At 39.5% G+C, this 24,617-nt stretch carries 22 protein-coding genes and 5 pseudogenes; 19 read left to right on the forward strand and 8 right to left on the reverse strand.

Annotated elements, in window-relative coordinates:
- Positions 1 to 101, reverse strand: a pseudogene (locus FGQ53_RS06570) (IS5/IS1182 family transposase); the annotation flags it as partial.
- Positions 102 to 573: 472 nt separating this feature from the next.
- Here FGQ53_RS06570 and FGQ53_RS06575 point away from each other — a divergent pair.
- The 11 genes and pseudogenes from FGQ53_RS06575 (at position 574) to FGQ53_RS06625 (ending at position 10,637) form a co-directional block, all read left to right on the forward strand.
- A complete protein-coding gene (locus tag FGQ53_RS06575) occupies positions 574 to 1,269 on the forward strand; it encodes an AzlC family ABC transporter permease (RefSeq protein ID WP_138336907.1) in 696 nt (231 codons plus the stop codon).
- On the forward strand, positions 1,259 to 1,582 hold the full coding sequence (locus FGQ53_RS06580; RefSeq protein WP_138336909.1) for an AzlD domain-containing protein: 324 nt from the start codon (positions 1,259 to 1,261) through the stop codon (positions 1,580 to 1,582). The genes FGQ53_RS06575 and FGQ53_RS06580 overlap by 11 nt, the downstream gene beginning before the upstream one ends.
- 103 nt (positions 1,583 to 1,685) lie before the next feature.
- Positions 1,686 to 2,516, forward strand: a complete 831-nt coding sequence (locus tag FGQ53_RS06585; RefSeq protein ID WP_138336911.1) for an amino acid ABC transporter substrate-binding protein — start codon at positions 1,686 to 1,688, stop codon at positions 2,514 to 2,516.
- A 153-nt stretch (positions 2,517 to 2,669) separates the two neighbouring features.
- Positions 2,670 to 3,524, forward strand: coding sequence for a MetQ/NlpA family ABC transporter substrate-binding protein (locus FGQ53_RS06590; protein ID WP_138336912.1), 855 nt, complete (start codon positions 2,670 to 2,672; stop codon positions 3,522 to 3,524).
- Positions 3,525 to 3,622: 98 nt separating this feature from the next.
- Positions 3,623 to 4,996 (forward strand): M20 family metallopeptidase, encoded by a 1,374-nt coding sequence (locus FGQ53_RS06595; protein WP_138336914.1) that lies wholly within the window; start codon positions 3,623 to 3,625, stop codon positions 4,994 to 4,996.
- The gene (locus FGQ53_RS06600; RefSeq protein ID WP_138336968.1) at positions 4,989 to 6,050 is read left to right on the forward strand and encodes a methionine ABC transporter ATP-binding protein; all 1,062 of its coding nucleotides are present in this window, start codon (positions 4,989 to 4,991) and stop codon (positions 6,048 to 6,050) included. The genes FGQ53_RS06595 and FGQ53_RS06600 overlap by 8 nt, the downstream gene beginning before the upstream one ends.
- 1 nt (position 6,051) lies before the next feature.
- Entirely contained in the window at positions 6,052 to 6,744 is a 693-nt protein-coding gene (locus FGQ53_RS06605; RefSeq protein ID WP_138336971.1) for a methionine ABC transporter permease, read from the forward strand.
- Between the two features lie 128 nt (positions 6,745 to 6,872).
- Positions 6,873 to 7,742 (forward strand): helix-turn-helix domain-containing protein, encoded by an 870-nt coding sequence (locus FGQ53_RS06610; protein ID WP_138336974.1) that lies wholly within the window; start codon positions 6,873 to 6,875, stop codon positions 7,740 to 7,742.
- Between the two features lie 184 nt (positions 7,743 to 7,926).
- Complete coding sequence (locus FGQ53_RS06615; protein ID WP_138336977.1) at positions 7,927 to 9,171, forward strand: MFS transporter; 1,245 nt, start codon at positions 7,927 to 7,929, stop codon at positions 9,169 to 9,171.
- 9 nt (positions 9,172 to 9,180) lie between these two features.
- Positions 9,181 to 9,330: pseudogene (locus FGQ53_RS11760) on the forward strand (ABC transporter permease); the annotation flags it as partial.
- A gap of 363 nt (positions 9,331 to 9,693) precedes the next feature.
- A pseudogene (locus FGQ53_RS06625) lies at positions 9,694 to 10,637 on the forward strand (IS30 family transposase).
- 364 nt (positions 10,638 to 11,001) lie between these two features.
- Here FGQ53_RS06625 and FGQ53_RS06630 read toward each other — a convergent pair.
- Positions 11,002 to 11,778 carry a MurR/RpiR family transcriptional regulator gene (locus tag FGQ53_RS06630; protein ID WP_138336980.1) on the reverse strand — a complete coding sequence of 259 codons (777 nt, stop codon included), beginning with the start codon at positions 11,776 to 11,778 and terminating at the stop codon, positions 11,002 to 11,004.
- A gap of 141 nt (positions 11,779 to 11,919) precedes the next feature.
- On the opposite strand from FGQ53_RS06630, the gene FGQ53_RS06635 reads away from it, so the two are divergent.
- Both FGQ53_RS06635 and FGQ53_RS06640 read left to right on the forward strand, forming a co-directional pair.
- Positions 11,920 to 13,590 carry a PTS transporter subunit EIIC gene (locus tag FGQ53_RS06635; protein ID WP_138336983.1) on the forward strand — a complete coding sequence of 557 codons (1,671 nt, stop codon included), beginning with the start codon at positions 11,920 to 11,922 and terminating at the stop codon, positions 13,588 to 13,590.
- A 2-nt stretch (positions 13,591 to 13,592) separates the two neighbouring features.
- A complete protein-coding gene (locus tag FGQ53_RS06640; RefSeq protein WP_138336986.1) occupies positions 13,593 to 14,366 on the forward strand; it encodes an HAD-IIB family hydrolase in 774 nt (257 codons plus the stop codon).
- A 378-nt stretch (positions 14,367 to 14,744) separates the two neighbouring features.
- Here FGQ53_RS06640 and FGQ53_RS06645 read toward each other — a convergent pair whose 3' ends face one another.
- Complete coding sequence (locus tag FGQ53_RS06645; RefSeq protein WP_138336989.1) at positions 14,745 to 15,314, reverse strand: MptD family putative ECF transporter S component; 570 nt, start codon at positions 15,312 to 15,314, stop codon at positions 14,745 to 14,747.
- Between the two features lie 156 nt (positions 15,315 to 15,470).
- On the opposite strand from FGQ53_RS06645, the pseudogene FGQ53_RS06650 reads away from it, so the two are divergent.
- The 3 genes and pseudogenes from FGQ53_RS06650 to nrdI form a co-directional block, all read left to right on the forward strand.
- Positions 15,471 to 15,669, forward strand: a pseudogene (locus FGQ53_RS06650) (helix-turn-helix domain-containing protein); the annotation flags it as partial.
- Between the two features lie 60 nt (positions 15,670 to 15,729).
- Positions 15,730 to 16,263: an ABC transporter permease gene (locus tag FGQ53_RS06655; protein WP_138336992.1), complete on the forward strand. Its 534-nt coding sequence runs from the start codon at positions 15,730 to 15,732 to the stop codon at positions 16,261 to 16,263.
- 77 nt (positions 16,264 to 16,340) lie between these two features.
- Complete coding sequence (gene nrdI / locus FGQ53_RS06660; protein WP_138336995.1) at positions 16,341 to 16,811, forward strand: class Ib ribonucleoside-diphosphate reductase assembly flavoprotein NrdI; 471 nt, start codon at positions 16,341 to 16,343, stop codon at positions 16,809 to 16,811.
- Positions 16,812 to 16,989: 178 nt separating this feature from the next.
- Here nrdI and FGQ53_RS06665 read toward each other — a convergent pair whose 3' ends face one another.
- The 3 genes from FGQ53_RS06665 to FGQ53_RS06680 form a co-directional block, all read right to left on the reverse strand.
- The gene (locus FGQ53_RS06665) at positions 16,990 to 18,252 is read right to left on the reverse strand and encodes an NRAMP family divalent metal transporter (protein ID WP_138336998.1); all 1,263 of its coding nucleotides are present in this window, start codon (positions 18,250 to 18,252) and stop codon (positions 16,990 to 16,992) included.
- Positions 18,253 to 18,626: 374 nt separating this feature from the next.
- Positions 18,627 to 19,085, reverse strand: coding sequence for a DUF3021 domain-containing protein (locus FGQ53_RS06675; protein ID WP_138337000.1), 459 nt, complete (start codon positions 19,083 to 19,085; stop codon positions 18,627 to 18,629).
- On the reverse strand, positions 19,082 to 19,522 hold the full coding sequence (locus FGQ53_RS06680) for a LytTR family DNA-binding domain-containing protein (RefSeq protein WP_138337003.1): 441 nt from the start codon (positions 19,520 to 19,522) through the stop codon (positions 19,082 to 19,084). The genes FGQ53_RS06675 and FGQ53_RS06680 overlap by 4 nt, the downstream gene beginning before the upstream one ends.
- A gap of 206 nt (positions 19,523 to 19,728) precedes the next feature.
- Here FGQ53_RS06680 and mutL point away from each other — a divergent pair, with 206 nt between their 5' ends.
- The 3 genes from mutL (at position 19,729) to FGQ53_RS06700 (ending at position 22,973) form a co-directional block, all read left to right on the forward strand.
- The gene (gene mutL, locus FGQ53_RS06690) at positions 19,729 to 21,678 is read left to right on the forward strand and encodes a DNA mismatch repair endonuclease MutL (protein WP_138337008.1); all 1,950 of its coding nucleotides are present in this window, start codon (positions 19,729 to 19,731) and stop codon (positions 21,676 to 21,678) included.
- 128 nt (positions 21,679 to 21,806) lie between these two features.
- Positions 21,807 to 22,400, forward strand: a complete 594-nt coding sequence (gene ruvA / locus FGQ53_RS06695; protein WP_138337011.1) for a Holliday junction branch migration protein RuvA — start codon at positions 21,807 to 21,809, stop codon at positions 22,398 to 22,400.
- A 9-nt stretch (positions 22,401 to 22,409) separates the two neighbouring features.
- Complete coding sequence (locus tag FGQ53_RS06700; protein WP_138337014.1) at positions 22,410 to 22,973, forward strand: DNA-3-methyladenine glycosylase I; 564 nt, start codon at positions 22,410 to 22,412, stop codon at positions 22,971 to 22,973.
- A 60-nt stretch (positions 22,974 to 23,033) separates the two neighbouring features.
- On the opposite strand, the gene FGQ53_RS06705 is transcribed toward FGQ53_RS06700, so the two are convergent.
- Both FGQ53_RS06705 and FGQ53_RS11835 read right to left on the reverse strand, forming a co-directional pair.
- Positions 23,034 to 24,071 carry a S66 family peptidase gene (locus FGQ53_RS06705; RefSeq protein ID WP_138337017.1) on the reverse strand — a complete coding sequence of 346 codons (1,038 nt, stop codon included), beginning with the start codon at positions 24,069 to 24,071 and terminating at the stop codon, positions 23,034 to 23,036.
- Between the two features lie 253 nt (positions 24,072 to 24,324).
- Positions 24,325 to 24,617, reverse strand: a pseudogene (locus FGQ53_RS11835) (IS4 family transposase); the annotation flags it as partial.

Raw genomic sequence — 24,617 nt, forward strand, 5'->3', positions numbered from 1 at the left:
AGACAATCAAGCATCAGTTGAAACGTCGCTTTTTTAACACCTATCAACAATTTGAAATTCTCTGAGTTTAATTTTAAGGCTTTTTCGTATGTTGTTTCCATAGCTTTAGTATACCACTTTTGAGTTACCGAACAAGTCTATTAGATTTAGCAAAATTTGTCCAAAAGAAAGAAGCTAAATACAAGCAGGGAATAGTGTGGTCTGGTATTTTTAAGATATGATTTATTATAAAATACGGTGTTAACGGTTGTATAACGGATGAATCTAAAATGAAAAATATATAAGCAAGACTTGGAGTTCAATGCCAAACCAAGTCTTGTTTTTGATACGATGAAATAAAATGGAGTCTGTCTGATTACAATCAGCAGACTTTTTTCTCTTTCCTGAATGTGTTATAATAGTCCATGCTATGGCTGGAGCCTTTTCAGCCTACTTATACTCTTCGAAAATCTCTTCAAACCGCGTCAACTTCTATCTGCAACCTCAAAACAATGTTTTGAGCAGCCTGTGGCTAGCTTCCTAGTTTGCTCTTTGATTTTCATTGAGTATCATTAAGACAATATGAGGAGAAGGATGAAAGAAAAAGGATTTTGGGAAGGGGCGCAGGCGGCCATGCCAACGGCCCTTGGTTATATCAGTATCGGACTGGCCTGTGGAATTATTGGTGCGCCCTATGTGACACCTGTGGAGATGGGCCTGATGAGCCTCTTTGTTTATGCTGGGAGTGCCCAGTTTGCCATGTTAGCCTTGATTGCGGTCCAAGCACCTGTAGCGGCTATTGCTATGACGGTCTTTTTGATCAATTTGCGTCTCTTTTTGCTGAGCTTGCATGCATCGACCTATTTCCGTCATACTAGTCTCTGGCAAAATATTGGTATGTCTAGTCTCTTGACAGATGAGACTTACGGCGTTTTGATGGGTGAATTAGCCCATACAGATAAGGTCAATCCGATGTGGATGCACGGAAACAATCTCAACAGCTATGTGGCTTGGTTTGTGGGGACAGTGGTTGGATCGGCTCTAGGTGGCTTGCTGCCAAATCCAGAAATCTTTGGATTGGACTTTGCTTTGGTTGGGATGTTTATCGGCATTTTTGCTTCGCAATTCCAGATTATGCAAAGACGGATTCCTGTCCGCAATCTGCTCATTATCCTAGCAGTTGTTGCGGTGTCCCTCTTTTTACTCTTGACAGTGGTGTCTCAGTCGCTAGCTGTTCTGTTTGCGACGCTACTTGGTTGTAGCATGGGGGTGATTTTAGATGGTCAGTAAGTATCTTTTATTAGCAGTTATTTTCTCTGGATTGGTGACTTGGATTCCCCGCATGATTCCCTTCATCTTGGTCAAGTATAAGGGCTTGCCTGCAATCGTTGAGCGTTTTTTGAAGTTCTTGCCCGTTTCTATTATCTTTGCCTTGATTCTTTCAAGCGTAGTGACTGGCAAAGTTGGCAGCCTTCCTCAAATAAAATGGCTGGACTTCTTCGCGGTCTTTCCAACAGCTTGGGTGGCCTTTCGTTACCGCAATCTAGTCGGAACAGTTCTCTTTGGAGTGGTCTTGATTGCAGTCTTGCGTTTGGTCTTTTAAATTAGCCATAAAGAAAACCTATCACAGAGATAGATATCATATAATGGCGCAAATGGTCTTTTTCTGTTAAGATTATAAGGTATTCTATTTTGGGGGAAATGACATGAAAAAAATCGTTAAATACTCATCTCTTGCTGCCTTAGGGCTTGTTGCTGCAGGTGTTTTAGCAGCTTGCTCAGGTGGTGCTAAGAAAGAAGGAGAAGCGGCTAGTAAGAAAGAAATTATCGTTGCAACCAATGCTTCACCAAAACCATTTAACTATGAAGAAAATGGCGAATTGACTGGTTACGAAATTGAAGTGGTTCGCGCTATCTTTAAAGACTCTGACAAGTATGATGTCAAGTTTGAGAAGACAGAGTGGTCAGGAGTCTTTGCAGGCCTTGACGCTGACCGTTACCAAATGGCTGTTAACAACATCAGCTACACTAAAGAACGTGTAGAAAAATACCTTTATGCAGCCCCAACTGCTAAGAACCCTAACGTCCTTGTAGTGAAGAAAGACGACTCTAGCATTAAATCGCTTGATGATATCGGTGGAAAATCAACAGAAGTTGTTCAAGGGACAACATCAGCTAAACAGTTAGAAGACTACAACAAACAACACTCAGACAATCCAACTGTCCTTAACTACACTAAAGCGGACTTCCAACAAATCATGGGACGCTTGAGCGATGGACAATTTGACTACAAGATTTTTGATAAAATCGGTGTTGAAACAGTGATCAAGAACCAAGGTTTGGACAACTTGAAAGTTATCGAACTTCCAAGTGACCAACAACCTTACGTTTACCCACTTCTTGCTAAAGGTCAAGATGAGTTGAAATCATTTGTAGACAAACGCATCAAAGAACTCTACAAAGACGGAACTCTTGAAAAATTGTCAAAACAATTCTTTGGAGACACTTACCTACCATCAGAAGCTGATATTAAATAATTTTTTGAAATCATCCATTCTGATTCAGATGGATGGTTTCTAAGTTTTTAGGCATATAGTTTTAAACTATATATCTGATTATCTAATAACAATTTGTGCAATTGAACAAAGTATGAGATACTATTACGGTATTATTTTTAAGGAGAAAGAATCATGAAAATTAAAAAATGGCTTGGTGTAGCAGCCCTTGCTACAGTCGCAGCTTTGGCTCTTGCAGCTTGCGGAAACTCAGAAAAGAAAGCAGACAATGCAACAACTGTTAAAATCGCAACTGTTAACCGTAGCGGTTCTGAAGAAAAACGTTGGGACAAAATCCAAGAATTGGTTAAAAAAGACGGTATCACTTTAGAATTTACAGAGTTCACAGACTACTCACAACCAAACAAGGCAACTGCTGATGGTGAAGTAGATTTGAACGCCTTCCAACACTATAACTTCTTGAACAACTGGAACAAGGAAAACGGAAAAGACCTTGTAGCGATTGCAGATACTTATATCTCTCCAATCCGTCTTTACTCAGGTTTGAATGGAAGTGACAACAAGTACACTAAAGTAGAAGACATCCCAGCAAACGGAGAAATCTCTGTACCGAACGATGCTACAAATGAAAGCCGTGCGCTTTACTTGCTTCAATCAGCTGGCTTGATTAAATTGGATGTTTCTGGAACTGCTCTTGCAACAGTTGCTAACATCACAGAAAATCCAAAGAACTTGAAAATAACTGAATTGGACGCTAGCCAAACAGCTCGTTCATTGTCGTCAGTTGACGCTGCCGTTGTAAACAATACCTTCGTTACAGAAGCAAAATTGGACTACAAGAAAGCACTCTTCAAAGAACAAGCCAATGAAAACTCAAAACAATGGTACAATATCATCGTTGCGAAAAAAGATTGGGAATCATCACCTAAGGCTGATGCCATCAAGAAAGTGATCGCGGCTTACCACACTGATGAAGTGAAAAAAGTTATCGAAGAAACATCAGATGGTTTGGACCAACCAGTTTGGTAATAAGACACAGGGAGGTGGGAGAGAGTTTCCACCTTTTGCTTTTGTATAGAGCATGGATTGTAAAGAAGACTATAGGTTCATAGAAAGGTAGAGAGAATATGGTTTTTCCTAGCGAACAAGAACAGATTGAAAAATTTGAAAAGGATCATGTGGCCCAGCATTATTTTGAGGTTTTGCGTACCTTGATTTCTAAGAAATCGGTCTTTGCCCAACAGGTTGGACTTAAGGAAGTTGCCAACTATCTGGGTGAGATTTTCAAGCGTGTTGGGGCTGAAGTGGAGATTGATGAGACTTATACGGCGCCCTTTGTCATGGCGCATTTCAAGAGTTCGCGTCCAGATGCCAAAACCTTGATTTTCTATAACCACTATGACACTGTGCCAGCGGATGGGGATCAGGTCTGGGCAGAGGATCCCTTTACGCTTTCGGTCCGCAATGGTTTCATGTATGGGCGTGGGGTTGATGATGATAAGGGTCATATCACAGCTCGTTTGAGTGCTTTGAGAAAATATATGCAGCATCATGATGACCTGCCTGTCAATATCAGTTTTATCATGGAAGGGGCGGAGGAATCGGCTTCAACAGACCTAGATAAGTATCTGGAAAAACATGCGGACAAACTCCGTGGGGCTGATTTGCTGGTCTGGGAACAGGGAACCAAAAATGCCTTGGAGCAGTTAGAAATTTCTGGTGGAAATAAGGGGATTGTGACCTTTGATGCCAAGGTAAAAAGTGCTGATGTGGATATTCACTCTAGTTATGGTGGAGTTGTGGAATCAGCTCCATGGTATCTCCTTCAAGCCTTACAGTCTCTTCGCGCTGCAGATGGCCGTATTTTAGTTGAAGGCTTGTACGAAGAAGTACAAGAGCCAAATGAACGAGAAATGGCCTTGCTAGAAACGTATGGTCAACGAAACCCAGAGGAAATCAGTCGGATTTATGGCTTGGAGTTGCCTCTTTTACAGGAGGAGCGGATGGCCTTTCTTAAACGTTTCTTTTTCGAGCCGGCCCTTAATATCGAAGGGATTCAGTCAGGCTACCAAGGGCAAGGCGTTAAAACGATTTTACCAGCAGAAGCCAGTGCCAAGTTAGAAGTTCGTTTGGTTCCTGGCTTAGAACCGCATGCTGTTCTGGAAAAAATTCGGAAACAGCTAGACAAAAATGGCTTTGATAAGGTAGAATTATACTATACCTTGGGAGAGATGAGCTATCGAAGCGATATGAGCGCACCAGCCATTCTCAATGTCATCGAGTTGGCCAAGAAATTCTATCCACAGGGCGTTTCAGTCTTGCCAACTACAGCAGGGACAGGACCTATGCATACGGTCTTTGACGCCCTGGAGGTGCCAATGGTGGCCTTCGGTCTAGGAAATGCCAATAGCCGAGATCACGGTGGAGATGAAAACGTGCGAATCGCCGATTATTACACCCATATTGAATTAGTAGAGGAGCTGATTAGAAGCTATGAGTAGAGATATTATCAAGTTAGATCAGATCGATGTGACTTTTCACCAAAAGAAGAGAACCATCACAGCGGTCAAGGATGTGACTATTCACATCCATGAAGGGGATATCTACGGAATCGTTGGATATTCTGGAGCAGGGAAATCAACCCTTGTACGGGTGATTAACCTCTTGCAAAAGCCATCTGCAGGAAAAATTACTATTGACGACGATGTGATTTTTGATGGCAAGGTGACCTTGACAGCAGAGCAGTTGCGTCGTAAGCGTCAGGATATCGGGATGATTTTCCAGCATTTCAACCTGATGAGTCAAAAGACAGCAGAGGAAAATGTAGCCTTTGCCCTCAAACACTCTGGACTCAGCAAGGAAGAAAAGAAAGCCAAAGTAACTAAGTTGTTAGACTTGGTTGGCTTGACGGATCGTGCTGAAAACTACCCTTCACAACTATCAGGAGGGCAAAAACAGCGTGTGGCCATTGCGCGTGCCTTGGCTAATGATCCAAAAATCTTGATTTCAGATGAGTCAACTTCTGCCCTTGACCCTAAGACAACCAAGCAGATTTTGGCCTTGTTGCAAGATTTGAACCAAAAATTAGGCTTGACTGTTGTCTTGATTACGCATGAAATGCAGATTGTCAAAGACATTGCCAACCGTGTGGCAGTCATGCAGGATGGGCATTTGATTGAAGAGGGCAGTGTCCTTGAAATCTTCTCAGACCCTAAACAACCTTTGACCCAGGACTTTATCTCAACAGCTACAGGCATTGATGAAGCAATGGTCAAGATTGAGAAGCAAGAAATCGTGGAACACTTGCCTGAAAACAGTCTCTTGGTGCAACTCAAGTATGCTGGAGCTTCAACAGACGAGCCGCTTTTGAATGAATTGTACAAGCGTTACCAAGTAACGGCTAATATCCTCTATGGGAATATCGAGATCCTAGATGGTACTCCTGTTGGAGAATTGGTTGTGGTCTTGTCAGGTGAAAAAGCAGCGCTAGCAGGTGCCCAAGAAGCCATTCGTAAAGCAGGCGTACAGCTAAAAGTATTGAAGGGAGGACAGTAAGATGGAATCATTGATTCAAACCTATTTACCAAATGTCTATAAAATGGGCTGGGCTGGTCAAGCAGGCTGGGGAACAGCCATCTACCTAACCCTCTATATGACAGTTCTTTCCTTCATCATCGGAGGATTCTTGGGACTGGTAGCAGGTCTTTTCCTTGTCTTGACAGCGCCAGGTGGTGTCTTGGAAAATAAAGTCGTTTTCTGGATTTTGGATAAGATCACCTCTATTTTCCGTGCGGTTCCTTTCATCATCCTCTTGGCAATCATGTCGCCACTTTCTCACTTGATTGTGAAGACGAGTATCGGGCCAAATGCAGCCCTTGTCCCACTTTCTTTTGCAGTCTTTGCCTTCTTTGCCCGTCAGGTGCAGGTGGTCTTGGCTGAATTGGATGGTGGTGTCATTGAGGCGGCTCAAGCGAGCGGAGCGACCTTCTGGGATATCGTGGGTGTTTACCTATCAGAAGGTCTTCCAGATTTGATTCGTGTGACAACTGTGACCTTGATTTCCCTTGTTGGGGAAACAGCCATGGCGGGGGCAGTTGGAGCTGGTGGTATCGGTAACGTAGCCATCGCTTATGGATTTAACCGCTATAATCACGATGTGACCATCTTGGCAACTATCATTATCATCTTGATTATCTTTGCAATCCAATTCTTGGGAGATTTCTTGACCAAAAAATTAAGCCATAAATAAAAAGTGCAAGGCAATCTATGCATCATTCATAGGATTTGTCGTACAGTCAAGACTTAAAATTCTCTGTACTAGCTACTATCAGTCGTTACTTTTATGAGTTAGAGAGTTAAGAATTCTGGGGAGTCAATATGCAAAATATGGGAGAAGTTTTTAAAGAATTGAGAAAGAGTCGGAATATATCCCTACAGGAGGCGACGGGAGGAGAGTTTACTTATTCCATGCTGAGCAAATTTGAGCGTGGAGAAGCAGACTTATCATCTATGAAATTGATTACTGCCTTAGATAACATCCGCTCTGATTTGAATGAATTTATGTACTTGGTACGTGGCTTTTCTCAGAAACAGGTTTTGGCTTTTCAAGAAAATCTCTGGGAACTATATGACAGAGAAGGGATTGATTCTCTCCACTCCTTGTATGAAGAGACGACTCAAAAGTATAGATCAAGTGCTAAAAAAAGCTATCTCTTACAAATGATTCGTATCAAAAGCCTTCTCGTGTTTTTTGATTCAGAAATAAGGGCAACGGATGAAGAACTGACTTTTCTCTATGACTATTTTTTTACTATTGATATCTGGGGAAATTATGAATTGGAATTATTTTCAACGATTTCTACTTTGTTCCCTCTGCCCCTCTATTTTAAATATTCTAGGGAGATGTTACAAAAGACAGATTTATTAGGCTCTTTACCTAGTAACAAAGTCGGTATTGATACCATTTTGATTAATGGACTCTTTAAAGCAATAGAGGAAAAGGATAAATTAAAAGCAGACTATTTTGTTTTTCAGATTGAAAAACGAGAATTGCCAGAATCTGAAGCCTATCTTAAAATCATTTATATGATTGCTAAAGGGTATTATGATACTATTTTTAAAGTAGAAAATAAGGGTCTTGAAAGAATCCAGAGGGGCATTACAATCTTACAAGATTTAGAGTATATAGATGGTGCAAGATATTATGAAAACTATTTTGCAAATCAGCTCTCAAATGAAGATTTGTAATATATTCTCATTACATCGATTGACGAAAAATAAATAGGCTTGTAGGTGGATTGATAATTAGTAGTTTCTAGGCTCTAGAGTTTCTATTTGCAGAAAAAATATATTACAAAAAAGTGGGGAGTCCCGCTTTTTTTGTTAGACTGGATTCAATAGAATACTATTTGAAATTTGAGGAAGGCTTGTTATGAAACTATTCTTAAACCACCATTTATTTAGAATACTTACCTTATCAAGGTTTTTGAGCTCAAGTGGAGCTTATATTTATAATCTGGTATTTATCGTTTATGCTGCGAGTCTACCCTTTAAAAATATAGCAGTATTTATGGCGAATATGATTACGATTTTACCTTTCCTATTTACTTTTTATGTTGGGATTAAGGCTGATCATACTCGGAATAAAGCAGGGACAATTATCTGGGTTGGTTGTGTGCAAAGTCTACTATTTCTTTTGATTGCTAGTGTGATTCATGACCAGAACTTCGTAACGTTTGCTTTTATCTGTATGGTTAATATCTGTTCGGATATTTTATCGGATTATACAGCAGGCCTTCGTATGCCGATTATCCAGCATAATATTTCGGAAGATAGACTCTATGAAGCTTATTCCTTTACTCAGTTTGTTTCCTATTTATCAAATCTAGGAGGTCAAGCCTTAGGAGTGTGGTTACTCACAACCAGCCATCAAAATTTTTCTTTTGTTGCAATTGTGAATGCTGGATTCTTTTTACTATCTTCTCTCATTTTGTTCAAAAATAGAAGAGAATTGACGCATTTGTCTGTAAGTGTAGAGGATAAGTCGATTAGTTTACTTCAACAAGTTAAGGCAATCTATGCAGACATGGATGATATCTTTAGACAGAGAGAAAGTAAATCATTGTTTAAAATGATCCTTGTCATTTTGGTAATGAATACTTTGGGAGGAGCTGTTGGAGGTATTTATCACTTTTATTTATTAGACCATACTATCTATCATCTCAGCTATGCTCAAACCCTATTTTTAATTGAATGTGTAAGCTTGGGAGGAGCTATTCTTGGTAGCCTAACTCCCCATGATTATTTTGGAAAATTGTCTTTTTCAAGTTTGTTATCTCTAAATGCAATTCTGTTTGTCTTGCTGGCTACTGCTAATATTTTAGATTTTTCTCCTCTAGTAGGTGTTGCCTGCTTAGCCTTTGTGATGTATTTGATGTCGAAATCAATGCCTAAATTAGATACTCTGTTACTGTCTAATTTGAGTGCGGATGTATTAGCTAGAAGTAATAATCTCTTGAGTATGATTTTTTCCCTAACATTACCTTTTGGGATGTCTGTATTTTCCTTCTTAGCTTTACAAGATATCAGGCTTTGTTGGTGGGTGTTTTTGGTAGTGAGTGTGATAGGGCTCATTTTATCCCTAGAAAAAAGAAGTTTTTCAGGTAAAAAATTTTAACATAGGAAGATCAGGCTTACTAGAGGTCTTCCAGATTTGATTCGTGTGACGACTGTGACCTTGATTTCCCTTGTTGGTGAAACAGCCATGGCAGGTGCGGTCGGAGCTGGTGGTATGGGTGACGTAGCCATCGCTTATGGATTTATACTCTTTGAAAATCTCTTCAAACTACGTCAGCTTTGCCTTGCCGTAGGTATATGTGACTGACTTCGTCAGTCTTATCTCCAACCTCAAAACAGTGTTTTGAGCAACCTGTGGCTAGCTTCCTTAGTTTGCTCTTTGATTTTCATTGAGTATTAACCGATACAATTACGATGTGGCCATCTTGGCAACCATCATCATCTTGATTATCTTTGCAATTCATATTATAGCTTATCGCTAAGGAGGTTGCCCCTTTATTGTGTGATTTTATATATTTTGTAATAAATTTTTTATACTACCCAATTTGTAAAATTAAGCTAGACAGAAAAGCCATCTATGTTAGGCTCAGATAAACTACCACATTTGTCTGAGCCTAACATAATGACCTATACTCATCTTACACAAACGAACTCGTAATGATAGAGGCTTACTATCAAGAAGACATAAAAGTTTCAGATATTGCGAACTCACAAGGATGATTAAAACAGACAATCTACCCTGCATCCACTATCTGAAAGAGGGACACTCTGCTTATGATTACTATAACCGATATAAAGTCAATAAGAAACGCTGTGGTAGGAATAAAACAAGTCTTACGCAAATTAGAAAAAGATTTTATCCAAACTCATTTGGAACAAAATTGGCGTCCTGATGTCATTAAAGGAACTTATCCAGATAGGATTTCTTGTTCTATGAGAACTCTCTATTGACTAGCAGACCGTGGTATTTTCAAGAAAGAGGATCTCCCTTGGAAAGGAAAAAGAAAACCAAATGGTTATAGCGAAAAACGAGGAAAACAAGCATTTCGCAGAGATTTACGTGAGAGAGCAAACGGTTATCCTAATTTTAAGACAGAATTTGGTCATCTAGAAGGGGACACAATTGTGGGGGTAAAGCACAAAAGTGCTGTTATTACCTTGGTAGAACGCCTCTCAAAAGCCATCATCACACTGAAAACTGAGGGACGAAAAGCAAGTGATATTGAGGCTTCCATCAATCAATGGTTGTCTCAAGTCCCCAGCCATCTCTTTAAGTCGATAATTTTTGATTGTGGGAAAGAATTTTCTAACTGGAAGTCTATTTCGAATGCGCATGACATTGATATTTTCTTTGCGGATCCAGGTTGTCATGGTCAACGAGGTCTCAATGAACATTCTAATGGCTTATTAAGACGAAATGGATTACCAAAACAAATGGATTTTACTAATATTTTTCAAAATTATTTATCATCTATAGCTGATAAAAGAAATAGAATTCCTAGAAAATCTTTAGATTATCAATCACCATACCAAGTTTTTCTGAGTTACTTGAAAAGTCTAACTTAATTTGATAATTTAGGCTATAATGTAATAGGTTTTTCTAATAAGTTTTAAAGTTGACAGAAATCTACGATTGTGCCATATAGGTTGCTAACAGATGTTCTATTATTGTTAGGTACATCGTCGTTAGAAAAATAAATATAACTATTTCAGAGGTGCATAACAGTATCTATAATATCTATAGTTAATTGAAATTAGAACAGTACAACATGGCTGCTAAAATATTTCTATAAATTAATATTCCTTTCCTAATCGATTTGCTCATATTTTATTTCAATCCACTATAATTTAAAAACTTTTTTACTATAATAGTTTGTGACCTTATCAAGCAGTCAAAGTAAGAAAGCAAGCTGCTGTCTTTTTACTGTCGTCAGTTATTGTTCTTTAGGCTCCCAGTTTGTTGTTTTTCTAAAATAATCTCAAACAATAAGGTTCCAATTAAGTTAAACATTAAGCGAGAACGTAGTTTTTCTCTTTTTTTCGGAGTGTTATAAACATAAATGATGGCGTCACTGACTTGTGAAAGAAACTCATTCCCTAAACTAGTTATTGACAGTATTTTAGCTCCCCTTTGCTTGGCTGCAAATATACTTTGATTGATTTCTTTATTTTTTCCACTGAGTGAGAAAACAATCATGACATCTTGAGGAGTAATAATATCAGCAATTCGCTTTATTGAATAATGTTCGAAGTAATCATTGGACCATAAATTTACCAACTTTAATTTCCTATTGAAATCAGACATAGCCATATAGCTAGAACCGACACCGATACAAAAAATACGACGCGCCATGAGAATTTGATCGGCAAAGTAAGTAAAATCAATTTCTGTACAAATGGACATTGTTTGAGCAAACTCAATAGATAATAGTTGTTTTAATTCCTCGAATGAAGACAGATTTTCGATATTAGGAGAAGATTTTTGCATATCTTTGGACAACTGTAGTTCATAACGCAAACTATTGAAAGTGTCATAACCTAATTTTTTGCATGCCCTTATGATTGTGGATGAAGATAAAAAAGTATCATTACAAATTTGTTTTAATGTAATCTTATTTAGGTTATTTTGTGTTAATAAATAATCAATAATTAACTGTTCATTTGCAGATAACTGGTCGTAGTTGTTTTTAAGATTTTCTAAGAACATACATGAATTCCTTGTGTAAGTTTTATGATACAATTTTACTGATTTAGTAAAAAAAAGTCAATACAGGAAAAAAGTTGAAAAAATAAAATAAGGAGATCCAAAATGTTATAATGTGTTTGTTTAATACAAGGAGGTTTTAAGATGAAAAAAAATAAATTCATCTCAGCGTTCGAGCAATTTGGACGATCTTTTTTACTACCAGTTTCAGTTTTGCCTGGTGCTGGGATTATTAAAGGAATAGGGACGGCTTTTACTAATTCTCATACTTTAGAAATGTTTCCTTTCCTAAATAATTCAATTCTTCAATTCGTGATGAAGTTTTTTATCGCTTTAGGAAATACAGCATTTGATAACTTACCTATCATCTTTGCTGTGGGAGTAGCTGTAGGTTTAGCTAAACGAGAAAAAAGTTCAGCAGCCTTGTCAGGATTATTAGGATTTCTAGTTTTACATTATATTTTAAATTTTTTATTAAAGACAAGCGGTACACTTGTGAATACTGCAGGACTTGATTCAGTGCAAGCTAAATTATTGTTAGCAGGTGCTATGCAAACGAAAGTACTTGGAATTCAAACAATAGATTTAAGTGTATTTGGAGGTATTATAGTTGGTATTGTTGTCTATTTTGTTCATAAATGGGCAGTAAAACAAGAACTACCAACTATTATTGGGTTCTTTAGCGGTCCTCGGTTTGTACCAATTGCAACTATGGTCGCAATGTCTGTTGTTTCTATCGTTTTATTCTTTGTTTGGCCGATAGTTCAAAGTGGAATCAGCGTACTTTCTGTAGGAATTTTAAAATCAGGACCTATAGGTACTTTTCTATACGGTTTAGTTGAGAGAGCGCTGTTACCATTTGGTCTCCATCACGGTCTCAATTGGCCTGTTCGAACAACAGAACTAGGAGGTTCATGGCTCATTGGAGGGGAACAAGTGACAGGTACGGTTAATGCCTATTTGGCTTCACTTGCAGATCCTTCAATTACTTCTATAGATCCTTCAATTACCCGTTTTAATGGTGGTAAGTTTGTTTACTTTATGTTTGGTCTTTCTGGGGCAGCATATGCTATGTATAAAACAGCAGATCCTAAAAAGAGAAAATTGGTTGGTTCACTTTTATTTTCTGCTGCTGCAACATCTTTCTTAACAGGTATTACTGAACCAATTGAATTCACATTCTTATTTGTAGCTCCTGCCTTGTATGCAGTACATGCTGTGTTAGCTGGTACATCTTTATTTGTTATGCATCTTTTGGGTGCTGGAGTAGCGACACCAACTGGCCACGGATTTATAAACCTTGTTATTTATGGTGTTTTACAAGGTCCTAAGACTCACTGGTGGCTTGTATTTCTTGTAGGTGTTCCATGCTTCTTTATTTACTATTTTGTTTTTAAATTTATGATTTTGAAATTTGACTTTAAGACTCCAGGTCGTGAAGACTCAGAGGAAGTGAAATTGGCTAGCAAAGAGGAAGCGCGTGGTAAATATGGTTTGAAAATCCAAAATGTCGGCAAAGAAGATGAACCTAGCGTTTCACTTGATAGCCTATCAAAAGAAGATAAATTACGCCAACAAGCATTTGGCCTTATTGAAGCTCATGGGGGAGCAGAAAATATTGTAGATGTTAATGCTTGTATAACTAGATTACGTATTGATGTAAAAGATAAATCAGTAGTTGATAAAGATATTATTGTGAGTAAATACGAGGCAATGGGATTTGCGGAGAATGGAATGCAGATGCAATCTATTTACGGTGCATATGCGAATGTACTTAAGATGGAAATTCAGGATATTCTTGGTATAGGTGAATAAAGATGGTGCCTAAAATTCTATGTATTACCGACTTAGATGGAACATTTGTTAAAGATTCAATAGGGGTTTCTAAAGCTGATTTAATGGCTTATCAGTTGTTAAGAAGATTTTGTGACTTTGCGATTGCGACTGGTCGATCAACAAAGGAAATTGGATATATTACTGAAAAAAATAAAATTGATATTAAGTATTATATTGCTTTTAATGGCGCATTGATAACAGATTCCCAGCAAAATTTAATTGCTTCAAATCCAATTCAAAAAGAAGATGTTGAACAATTATTGCAGTTTTTAAAAAAAGAAAATCTTATCTTTGATGCTTTGGATGGTATTCAACGTATTGGAAATTTTTCACATGAACACATTGAAAGATTGTGGAATATGAAAATAGTTTGTCCAGAGAATCTGTTTGATAGTTTGATGGACAAAGATATTTATAAATTTAATATTCGTCCTACCAAAGAGCAAACGATTGGGTATCTCAATACTCTGCGAGAAACATTTCCAAATTTAGAAATTTTCCAATCGGGGGAAACACGGATTGAAGTAACTTCGGAAGGTGTGTCAAAAGGTTCTGCAATTCAGAGAGTATCCTCGGATTATGATTTGCTGATTTCGTTCGGAGATTCAGGAAATGATATTTCACTATTTCAAAATTCGGATATTTCATATTGTATGTCAAGTGCACCAGAAGACGTAAAGAAGTATGCTGATTTTGAGGTTGCTGACTTTTCAAGTGCTATAGAACATTTGTGTAAAATTATTCAAAAAGATTAGTGAAAAAATAAAGTCTCAACCCTCTGTTCATGGTTAAAGAAGGTTGAGACTTTATGTTGTAATCAGTTTAATAAGACTTTTTTTAACTCCTACAATGTGATAGAGCCGAATCTTCTAATGTCTTTTATTAAGGTTTAACATTCATAGAAAGTTATGATTCTATATACAGTATTGCCAAGATAATTACGGTTTTTATCGTAGGAAACGGTGTGTTTCATTACTTTGGTACCATTATTAGCAGTTCTTTACCCTGTCTAACATTTTTAACACTGAGGGTCAATATGGTCACATTATTTGTTATACCTGACTTAACTTAATTTCTAGCCAATATGCTTTTCTTATATTTCAATTTATGGGGGCATTGCCTCTTTTTAGTGATCAGATTTTCTGTGCAAACTTTTTACTCAAGGCTTGTCCAAGTAAGGCACCCACTAGGGCTCCGATGACAACACTTGCGATAAATAGAAGGATGGTTCCAGGATTTGGCGCAACCATGATACGGTCGATATATTCTTGGGATTTTCCTCTTGCTAGAAGGGTAGCCATATAGGCTTTGGGAGCAATCCACATAAGTAAGATTGGACCAGTTGAGCTAAAGGCGAAAATAACGAAAGAAAGGAGGTTCTTTGTTTGATCCTTGTATTTTCCTAAATGAGCTACTCCATCTGCTAGGAGGCCACAGATAATTCCAGGAAGGAAGGCACCGGCACCGTGTTTAGTTCCCAAGAAAAAGAGGGCGATAAGAAGGCCGATAGTGGTAATGGCTCCAAAACGCGGAACTTTTGCGACTAGGATCATATAGACGCTACCGCCGACAAGGGCAGTAAAAGCAGGCGCATAAAACATGTTTCCAGTTTGGTCAAAGAGATTGCCCAAAAGGACACCAATCCCCATGCAGAGGAAGTAAAGAACTGCAAAAAGCAGTGTAGTTAAGATAGATTTTTTCATGAATTGTCTCCTGATCATTTTTTCACAATTCTCATTGTATCACGGTTTGATGGGATTGTAAATGGGGAGAAAGTGTTATTGTTTGCTTGTCAAACTAAATTTTTATAGATTTGTTAATAGTAGATGGTTAGTTTGTTTTACTGTAAGGCTTAAATAAATTCGACCTTCGCAGAGTTACTAAATAAACAACGCATTAAGGCTGCCCAGCAACTTTTGCTTTCAACTAGTGACAGTATCGAAGATATTTGTTATGCTGTGTGGTTACAGTAACGTTGGATATTTCTATAAAGTGTTCCGAAAATTGTGCGGAAAATCTCCCAAAGCCTACCGAAAACAGGTAGAAACGATACTGTAAGATTTGTATTCCTTTGCAAAAAGTGCTATAATATAAACAATATTATCAGGAGGTTTTATTATGAAAAAGAAACCGATTTATCTATGGGTCTTGCTAATCTTGTCTGCTCTTATTTCAGCTACGTCTCTGTATGGAATGTTGAGTCCCTTGCCTAGCAAAGAAGCCCTTCGTGCCGCTCAGAAACAAGTTGCAGGGGTCAGTGCTCAGCAATTAGAAGACCAGCTTAATTATACCTATAGAGTAGCAGAATCAACTCATTCTATTTTTAATATGGCCTTGATTGTGCTATCTGCTATTTTAGTTGCAGTAGCGATTGTGTTCCTTGTTCGGAAGAATTTGCAGTATGCAAACTATATTTATGTTGGCTATGTTTTGCTAGCCATTATTGGTTCGATTTATAGCTATGTGACTTTACAGGACGCTGTGCAGTTAGTTCACGATGAGACCGTGCGTTTAGGGATAAGTGTTATTTCACAAGCAGTTAGCATTTTCTCTATCGTCATCAATGTTCTCTTTTTAGCCTTAGTCTTTTACAAGATGTGGCGTCAGCAAAAAGCCTTGGCAGAAGAAGAGGAAACAGAAGAACTTGCCTAAGTATTGACAAAAAATAACTATCAAGTTACAATCTTGGTAGTTATTTTTCGATTATACATAAAATCATGGAGGTAAATATGAAGACAATTTCTTTAGTTTATATCAGTCTGAGTGGGAATACTGAGAGTTTTGTGACACGCTTGAAAGACTATCTCTTGTCCCAGTACGAGGGAATTGAGGTTCAAAAGATTCATATTAAGGATTTGGTCAAGGAAGGCCAAGATTTTTATGAAATGGACCATCCCTATGTCACTTTTTTGCCGACCTACCTCGAAGGTGGGAATGGCGTGGATAACGGAGACGTTGAGATTTTGACGACACCCGTTGGGGATTTTATCGCCTATGGCGACAATGCTAGTAAGTGTTTTGGCGTAGTTGGTTCAGGAAATCGTAACTTTAATAACCAATATTGCTTGACAGCCAAGCAATACAGTCAACGTTTTGGTTTCCCTGTCTTGGCTGACTTTGAAATGCGAGGCATGCTGGGAGATATCAAGCATGTGGCAGCTATTATTGCGGATTTGTATGAGTTGGAAAAGGAAAATTAAGGTAGTTATAAGAGGCAGTTGGGATTTGCTAACTGCTTTTTGAGTATAAGCAGTCTTTAAGAAGGTAAAAAAGCATAAGTTCAGGTCTTCAAAACCTTGTTCTTATGCTTTTTATCATAGAAATATTTGCTGAATGTTCTCTTGAAATGAAACCTTATCTTCATCTCGCGCTTGTCAGTTATCCTGCTTTTCCGATTGCAAGTGCGTAGATAAAGAAGATGGCGAAGCCAAAGAGGAAAATCAATCCTGCAATGGCGAGGTGTCTGAGCCAAGAAGGAAGATTTTTGTTTTCACGCGTTACCAAGGCGTAATTCAAAAGAGCGAAGAATGGTGTTGTCAGGAAAGAACCAATCATAGCAAAGCGGAGCATGGTTGAAACCTGACCAGCAAAGAACTTGATAATGACGATACCGATGATAGCAGTGATGGTCATCCAGATGTTCAAAGATTTACGATTGTCTTCTTTTTGACTGATTAGCAGTCGTAGAGATTCCTGATTGACGCGAGAATAGCCATCGATAACAGTGATAACTGTTCCAAAGATACACAGGAAAGCAATAAAGGTAATCAAGTAACGGGACCATTCGCCAAGAACAGAGGCATACATGCCCACGAATTGGGAGATGTATTTGGCTGAAGCGGCTTCAACTGCCTGCCCTGTAGGATACTGAATGAGTGCTCCCAGTGCTACAAAGAACACAGCTAGGATAGCTGTTCCAATATAACCAACGTTAAAGTCGAATAGGGCGTCCGCGGTGTTAAAGTTGACGGTCTTTTTCTTTTCAGCAGACCAAAGTGAGTTGATGGCTGAAATTTCAATAGGAGCAGGCATCCATCCTAGGAGGGAGACGATGAAGGGGAGAGCTGCCATTTGCCAAGGTGTTTTCTCGACAAAATTAGAACTGTATTCTGGATGCTTGATTGCCGCGATGATAACTGCAAGAACAGTCGCAATGGTCAAGGCAGACATAATCCATTTGACCATACCGTCTAAGAGTTTGTAGCCTCCAAACAGTAACATAGCCCAAATGATGGCAACGAGAATGAGGGACCATTGAGTAATGCTAAGACCGATCATTGGGAAGGCGCTGGCGATGATAGCTGAGCACAGAATGGCAACACCAGCCGTGTTGACCATAGCCGAAAAGACATTGAGGATAAAGAAAATCCAGAGATAGAGTTTTCCTTTTTCGGCATAACCTTCAACCAAAGTCTTTCCAGTATCAGCTGTGTATTCAGCACCAAAACGGAAAAATGGATATTTAAAGACATTGGCTAAGATGACCAAGAGAAGTAGAGACCAACCGTAAGAACCACCAGCTTGAGTGGAAGATACAATGTGAGAACCTCCAACAGCGGCAGAAGCCATTAGGATTCCAGGTCCCATTGCTTTTAGCTTGCTTGTCCAGGTTGATTGATTTAACGAAATAGCTTGTGACATGATAGATGCTCCTTTTTGAATTTTCAGAATAATCTGGATATGTAATCTATATTCTACAAAAAACTTTGGGAAAATGCAAGAATATTTCGAAAAAAGATAGAAAATTACAGAACATTTACAAAGAAGACCTGAAAATAACTGTTATGATAGTAATACTCTTCAAAAATCTCTTCAAACCACGTCAGCTCTATCTGCAACCTCAAAACAATGTTTTGAGCTGACTTCGTCAGTCTTATCTGCAACCTCAAAGCTGTGCTTTGAGCAACCTGCGGCTAGCTTCCTAGTTTGCTCTTTGATTTTCATTGAGTATAAGGTGCAGCAGGATAAAGAAAAACCGAGAAGTTTCTTTCTCGGCTTTGCTTATTATGAGGCTCTTACTTTTTATGCTCTAAGAGTTGATTGATGTGATCTACTTTTTTAGCCTCTCTTTTATAGAGAATAGCCCAAATGATGAGGTAGACAATCGCAAACTCGATAATGAGCTGGAGATAGAAGGTCCAGTGGAAGGGGAACCAACCAGCCAGAGTTGCTAGTGGAACAAAGCCAGCCAGCATGAGGAAGAAGTGGGAAAGTGTTGCACGGAGCAGGCTCCAGTCACGGCTGAATAAGCGACTGCCAAAGCTAAAGAGAACGCCGATAGCTGACCAGATGATCATGCAGTAGAGCAAGACTAGGGCACCGTGAACCTGATGTTGAAGCATTGCTTGGCCGATGAGAGACTCGGGGCTCAGCGGGGCATAGGTATTTGGTGCATAAATGAGTGAAAAGAGGATAGAGAGGATGAGACCGATGAGGACACCAGCAGCTGCGTCGTGAAATACTTGTTTTTTCATAGTTCTAATTTCTCCTTGATGGTTTTTAGGTAACGGCGTGAAGAGTAGGTGAAGCTTTGGTTTTTGAGAAAGATTTCTACCAGACCGTTGGGGGTAAGCTTGAGGTGAGAGATGGAATCGATATTGATGATTTCTGATTGGGAAATTTGGATAAAATTGCTTGGTAAGAGTTCAAGAACTTGATAGAGTCGCAAATCAATGGTATAGGTCTGACTCGCCGTTTCTGCTAGAACCTTTCGATTCTCGATATAGAAGCGCTGAATCTTGCCAATCTCAACTAGATAGACCTGATCATCAATCTTTCCTTTGATTTTTTCTCTTTGGTCCAGATTTTCTGCAAATTTGATAACTTTTTGGACTTTCTCGGTTTCTTGAGGTGCTTGAACAATCAGCTTTTCCTCTTCGTAAGTTTCACTAATCTGTAGTTCTACTTTCATAAATTTCTCTCCTTGTTTTTCATACAAAATTGTGATCACTTCTTGTACACCTTTATTAAACACTATTTTACGACCCATGGCAAGGGACTTTGTCTATGTGGGGGGATTTGGCTTCTATGTGGCGGAGCTTTTCTGTCCTATCTGAAATATGGTATAATAGCACTAATCAATTTCTAGGAAAAAAAGATACGGAAAGGGGCTGAAAAATGTCTCATATTATTGAATTGCCAGAGGTGTTGGCAAACCAGATCGCGGCAGGAGAGGTCATTGAACGTCCTGCCAGTGTGGTCAAAGAGTTGGTAGAAAATGCTATTGATGCTGGCTCTAGCCAGATTATCATTGAGATTGATGACGCTGGTCTCAAGAAGATTCAAATCACAGATAATGGTCATGGAATTGCCCACGATGAGGTGGAATTGGCCCTGCGTCGCCATGCGACTAGTAAGATAAAAAATCAAGCAGACCTTTTTCGGATTCGGACGCTTGGTTTTCGTGGTGAAGCCTTGCCTTCTATCGCTTCTGTTAGTGTTCTGACCCTTTTGACGGCGATGGATGGTGCAAGTCATGGAACCAAGCTCGTCGCGCGTGGAGGAGAAGTAGAAGAAGTCATCCCAGCGACTAGTCCTGTGGGAACCAAGGTTTGTGTGGAGGACCTCTTTTTCAACACGCCTGCCCGCCTCAAGTATATGAAGAGCCAGCAAGCGGAGTTGTCTCATATCATTGATATTGTCAACCGTCTGGGCTTGGCCCACCCTGAGATTTCTTTTAGCTTGATTAGTGATGGCAAGGAAATGACGCGGACAGCAGGGACTGGTAAACTGCGCCAAGCTATCGCAGGGATTTACGGTTTGGCGAGTGCAAAGAAGATGATTGAAATTGAGAACTCTGACCTTGATTTCGAAATTTCAGGTTTTGTGTCCTTGCCTGAGTTAACACGAGCCAATCGCAATTATATCAGCCTCTTCATTAATGGCCGTTATATCAAGAACTTCCTGCTCAATCGTGCAATTCTGGACGGCTATGGCAGTAAGCTCATGGTAGGCCGTTTTCCACTGGCTGTCATTCACATCCATATCGATCCTTATCTAGCGGATGTCAATGTACATCCAACCAAGCAAGAGGTGCGGATTTCCAAGGAAAAAGAACTGATGACGCTGGTCTCAGAAGCTATTGCAAACAGTCTCAAGGAGCAAACTTTGATACCTGATGCCTTGGAAAATCTTGCCAAATCGACCGTTCGCAATCGTGAGAAGGTGGAGCAAACTATTCTCCCACTCAAAGAAAATACGCTCTACTATGAGAAAACTGAGCCGACAAGACCTAGTCAAGCTGAGGTGGCTGATTATCAGGTTGAATTAACTGATGAAGGACAGGATTTGACCCTATTTGCCAAGGAAACCTTGGACCAATTGACCAAGCCAGCTAAACTGCATTTTGCAGAGAGAAAGCCTGCTAACTATGACCAATTAGACCATCCAGAGTTAGATCTAGCTAGTCTTGATAAGGCCTATGACAAGCTGGAGCGAGAAGAATCTTCAAGCTTCCCAGAGTTGGAATTTTTCGGGCAAATGCACGGGACTTATCTCTTTGCCCAGGGGCGAGATGGGCTCTACATCATAGACCAGCACGCGGCGCAGGAACGGGTCAAGTATGAGGAATATCGTGAAAGCATTGGCGATGTTGACCAAAGTCAACAACAACTCCTAGTGCCCTACATCTTTGAATTTCCTGCGGATGATGCCCTTCGTCTCAAGGAAAGAATGCCTCTTTTGGAGGAAGTGGGTGTCTTTCTAGCAGAGTACGGGGAAAATCAATTTATCCTGCGTGAACATCCTATTTGGATGGCAGAGGAGGAGATTGAGTCAGGAATCTATGAAATGTGCGACATGCTCCTCTTGACCAAGGAAGTTTCTATCAAGAAATACCGAGCAGAGCTGGCTATCATGATGTCCTGCAAGCGGTCTATCAAGGCCAACCATCGTATTGATGACCATTCAGCTAGACAGCTCCTCTATCAGCTTTCTCAATGTGACAATCCCTACAACTGTCCTCACGGACGTCCTGTTTTGGTGCATTTTACCAAGTCGGATATGGAAAAGATGTTCCGACGTATTCAGGAAAATCATACTAGCCTCCGTGAGTTGGGGAAATATTAAACGAATACTCTTTGAAAATCTCTTCAAACCAGATCAGCTTTATCTGCAATATCAAAGCTGTGCTTTGAGAAACCTGTGACTAGCTTTCTAGTTTGCTTTTGATTTTCATTGAGCATAAAAGGAAAATTATGTACGAATATTTAAAAGGAATCATTACCAAAATCACTGCTAAATACATTGTTCTTGAAGTCAATGGTATCGGCTATATCTTGCATGTGGCTAACCCCTATGCCTACTCAGGACAAGTCAACCAAGAAACTCAAATTTATGTGCATCAGGTCGTGCGTGAGGACGCTCAGCTGCTTTATGGATTTCGTTCAGAAGACGAGAAGAAGCTCTTTCTCAGTCTGATTTCGGTTTCTGGGATTGGTCCTGTATCAGCTCTTGCTATTATAGCTGCCGATGACAATGCTGGCTTGGTTCAAGCCATCGAAACCAAGAACATCACCTACTTGACCAAGTTTCCTAAAATTGGTAAGAAAACAGCCCAGCAGATGGTGCTGGACTTGGAAGGCAAGGTAGTAGTTGCAGGAGATGATCTTCCTGCCAAGGTGCCAGTGCAAGCTAGCGCTGAAAACCAAGAACTGGAAGAAGCTATGGAAGCCATGTTGGCACTGGGCTACAAGGCAACTGAGCTCAAGAAAATCAAGAAATTCTTTGAAGGAACGACAGATACAGCTGAGAACTATATCAAGTCGGCCCTTAAAATGTTGGTCAAATAGGAGCAGAGCATGACAAAACGTTGTTCATGGGTCAAGATGACCAATCCGCTCTACATCGCCTATCATGATGAGGAGTGGGGGCGGCCCCTCCATGATGACCAAGCATTGTTTGAGTTATTGTGTATGGAAACCTATCAGGCAGGCCTGTCTTGGGAAACGGTGCTCAACAAACGGCAAGCTTTCCGAGAAGCCTTTCATGGTTATCAAATTCAAGCAGTCGCAGAAATGACTGACTCCGAATTGGAAGCCATGTTGGAGAATCCAGCTATCATTCGAAATAGAGCTAAGATTTTCGCTACACACGCTAACGCCCAAGCATTTTTACGACTACAGGAAGAATATGGCTCTTTTGACGCCTATCTTTGGTCTTTTGTTGAGGGGAAAACCATCGTTAACGATGTTCCCGATTACCGCCAAGCCCCAGCTAAAACACCTTTGTCTGAGAAATTAGCCAAAGATCTCAAAAAACAAGGTTTCAAGTTCACAGGTCCAGTCGCCGTCTTGTCTTTTCTACAAGCAGCAGGGCTAGTTGATGACCATGAGAATGATTGTGAGTGGAAAAGCGGTCATTAGTGAGTACAGATAGCTAGCATATCTGAGAATATAGAAAAAGCTGAGAAATTCTTCCCAGCTTTATTTGTTATAATCAAAGCGAATGATTTGCTCCTGTGCATCTACATATACATAGGCGTGGACTCCGAAGGGAACAATGGCTCTTGGAGTTGCGTGGCCGATATTCAAATTATAGACAATCGGGATATTGCTATCAATGATATCCAATAGTGCCTCTTTATAGTCGTCATAGAAAGTTTCATCCATAGGTTTCCCAACCAAGAGTCCGCTGATGACCTCGAATATCCCAGTTTCCTTTAAAGTCTGCAACATCTTTTTGAAATCTTCCGGCTCAGGCTTTTCTTCGCTTGTTTCTAGCAAGAGGATTTTTCCTTCCCAGTCTGACAAGTCAGGGAAAAGTTTGTATTTTTGGCAGAGCTCCGTGCTGTCTGCGTATCGAGAGTTGTTAAAGATATCGTAGAGAGATTCGAGGCAACCACCGATGATTTCTCCCTCGAATTGGGCATTTCCTTGCAACAAGTCAAAACCAGTGTTTGTATGACTGATACGAGCTGTCCCCAGAGCCTTGGGACTAAAATCAGTTCGTCCCTCATACCAAACGTCGCTAGGGCGGATTTCTGAGATTTTTCCCGTCTCGATCAGTTCTTTAAAGTAGTGAAGGCTATAGGTCAGCATTTCCTTGTCCAATTCACAAATGTCTGCTAAAAAGGATTGCCCATAAAAAGTCTTGACACCTAGTTTATGCAACATGAGATGGTTCATGGTTGTATCTGAGAATCCAAGAAAAATCTTTTGTTTGATAACTTTTTCTAGTTGGTCATTTTCAAAAAGGTAGGGCAACAAACGATAGGTATCATCCCCACCGATGGCGCATAGGATTATGTCGATGCTATTGTCCGAAAAGGCCTGCATCAAATCCTCCGCACGCGCTTCAGGATGGTTCTTGATAAAGTTTAAGCCTTTTAACGAATGGGGCGAAAAGATAGGATTGAGTCCCAAATCCTTGAGACGTTGGACACCCAAGTCCACTTCGTGTTTGACAAAATTCTCTCCTAGAATGCCACTAGATAAACTAACAATACCAATAGTAGAAACCATATCTCATCCTCCTAGAAATAGATTGAGCCTATTTTATCACAAAAGATAAGAGAAAGCTATGTGGGATTTCAGAAGAATGCTTTTAAATCAGGAAAGTAGTAAAAAAGCAACCGCACCTGCAGTCAATGTCATTAAGTTAGTGATCTAACTATTTGAATAGGAGGTGTCATTGAGATCATTAAAGTGATTCTCTATCGCATCTTCTATTTTTTTGCATGACAAATAAAGGTTTTTTCACCCTATTTTTTGAGATTTATGTTACTCTATAGATGAAATCAACTACCGATTGGGCCTTTATCTTTCTTGGATATTTTCGATTCGATCGAATAATAGATAACTGTTTCTTGAGGTAGTTTTTCAACTGGAGGGAAGAAAGGGAACCGTTAAAAAACAAACGGCAGGCATAAGTCGCATCCGAGAAACACACTTTATATCTTTGTTTTTTGTGATTACTGTCGATGGCAACTTGCGAGGTTACCCAACGACAAAAGTTAAAATTTGTAAAGCGAGCAAAGATTTCTTGGAGAATCCCTTCCTTCTTTTTTG

It is taken from the genome of Streptococcus mitis (assembly GCF_005844455.1).
GTDB classification, from domain to species: Bacteria; Bacillota; Bacilli; order Lactobacillales; family Streptococcaceae; genus Streptococcus; species Streptococcus mitis_BF.

Excerpts from the sequence above, each read along its gene's own strand:
- FGQ53_RS06575 (WP_138336907.1), top strand. The coding sequence starts at position 574 with ATGAAAGAAAAAGGATTTTGGGAAGGGGCGCAGGCGGCCATGCCAACG.
- FGQ53_RS06580 (WP_138336909.1), top strand. The coding sequence starts at position 1,259 with ATGGTCAGTAAGTATCTTTTATTAGCAGTTATTTTCTCTGGATTGGTG.
- FGQ53_RS06585 (WP_138336911.1), top strand. The coding sequence starts at position 1,686 with ATGAAAAAAATCGTTAAATACTCATCTCTTGCTGCCTTAGGGCTTGTT.
- FGQ53_RS06590 (WP_138336912.1), top strand. The coding sequence starts at position 2,670 with ATGAAAATTAAAAAATGGCTTGGTGTAGCAGCCCTTGCTACAGTCGCA.
- FGQ53_RS06595 (WP_138336914.1), top strand. The coding sequence starts at position 3,623 with ATGGTTTTTCCTAGCGAACAAGAACAGATTGAAAAATTTGAAAAGGAT.
- FGQ53_RS06600 (WP_138336968.1), top strand. The coding sequence starts at position 4,989 with ATGAGTAGAGATATTATCAAGTTAGATCAGATCGATGTGACTTTTCAC.
- FGQ53_RS06605 (WP_138336971.1), top strand. The coding sequence starts at position 6,052 with ATGGAATCATTGATTCAAACCTATTTACCAAATGTCTATAAAATGGGC.
- FGQ53_RS06610 (WP_138336974.1), top strand. The coding sequence starts at position 6,873 with ATGCAAAATATGGGAGAAGTTTTTAAAGAATTGAGAAAGAGTCGGAAT.
- FGQ53_RS06615 (WP_138336977.1), top strand. The coding sequence starts at position 7,927 with ATGAAACTATTCTTAAACCACCATTTATTTAGAATACTTACCTTATCA.
- FGQ53_RS06630 (WP_138336980.1), bottom strand. The coding sequence starts at position 11,778 with ATGTTCTTAGAAAATCTTAAAAACAACTACGACCAGTTATCTGCAAAT.
- FGQ53_RS06635 (WP_138336983.1), top strand. The coding sequence starts at position 11,920 with ATGAAAAAAAATAAATTCATCTCAGCGTTCGAGCAATTTGGACGATCT.
- FGQ53_RS06640 (WP_138336986.1), top strand. The coding sequence starts at position 13,593 with ATGGTGCCTAAAATTCTATGTATTACCGACTTAGATGGAACATTTGTT.
- FGQ53_RS06645 (WP_138336989.1), bottom strand. The coding sequence starts at position 15,314 with ATGAAAAAATCTATCTTAACTACACTGCTTTTTGCAGTTCTTTACTTC.
- FGQ53_RS06655 (WP_138336992.1), top strand. The coding sequence starts at position 15,730 with ATGAAAAAGAAACCGATTTATCTATGGGTCTTGCTAATCTTGTCTGCT.
- nrdI (WP_138336995.1), top strand. The coding sequence starts at position 16,341 with ATGAAGACAATTTCTTTAGTTTATATCAGTCTGAGTGGGAATACTGAG.
- FGQ53_RS06665 (WP_138336998.1), bottom strand. The coding sequence starts at position 18,252 with ATGTCACAAGCTATTTCGTTAAATCAATCAACCTGGACAAGCAAGCTA.
- FGQ53_RS06675 (WP_138337000.1), bottom strand. The coding sequence starts at position 19,085 with ATGAAAAAACAAGTATTTCACGACGCAGCTGCTGGTGTCCTCATCGGT.
- FGQ53_RS06680 (WP_138337003.1), bottom strand. The coding sequence starts at position 19,522 with ATGAAAGTAGAACTACAGATTAGTGAAACTTACGAAGAGGAAAAGCTG.
- mutL (WP_138337008.1), top strand. The coding sequence starts at position 19,729 with ATGTCTCATATTATTGAATTGCCAGAGGTGTTGGCAAACCAGATCGCG.
- ruvA (WP_138337011.1), top strand. The coding sequence starts at position 21,807 with ATGTACGAATATTTAAAAGGAATCATTACCAAAATCACTGCTAAATAC.
- FGQ53_RS06700 (WP_138337014.1), top strand. The coding sequence starts at position 22,410 with ATGACAAAACGTTGTTCATGGGTCAAGATGACCAATCCGCTCTACATC.
- FGQ53_RS06705 (WP_138337017.1), bottom strand. The coding sequence starts at position 24,071 with ATGGTTTCTACTATTGGTATTGTTAGTTTATCTAGTGGCATTCTAGGA.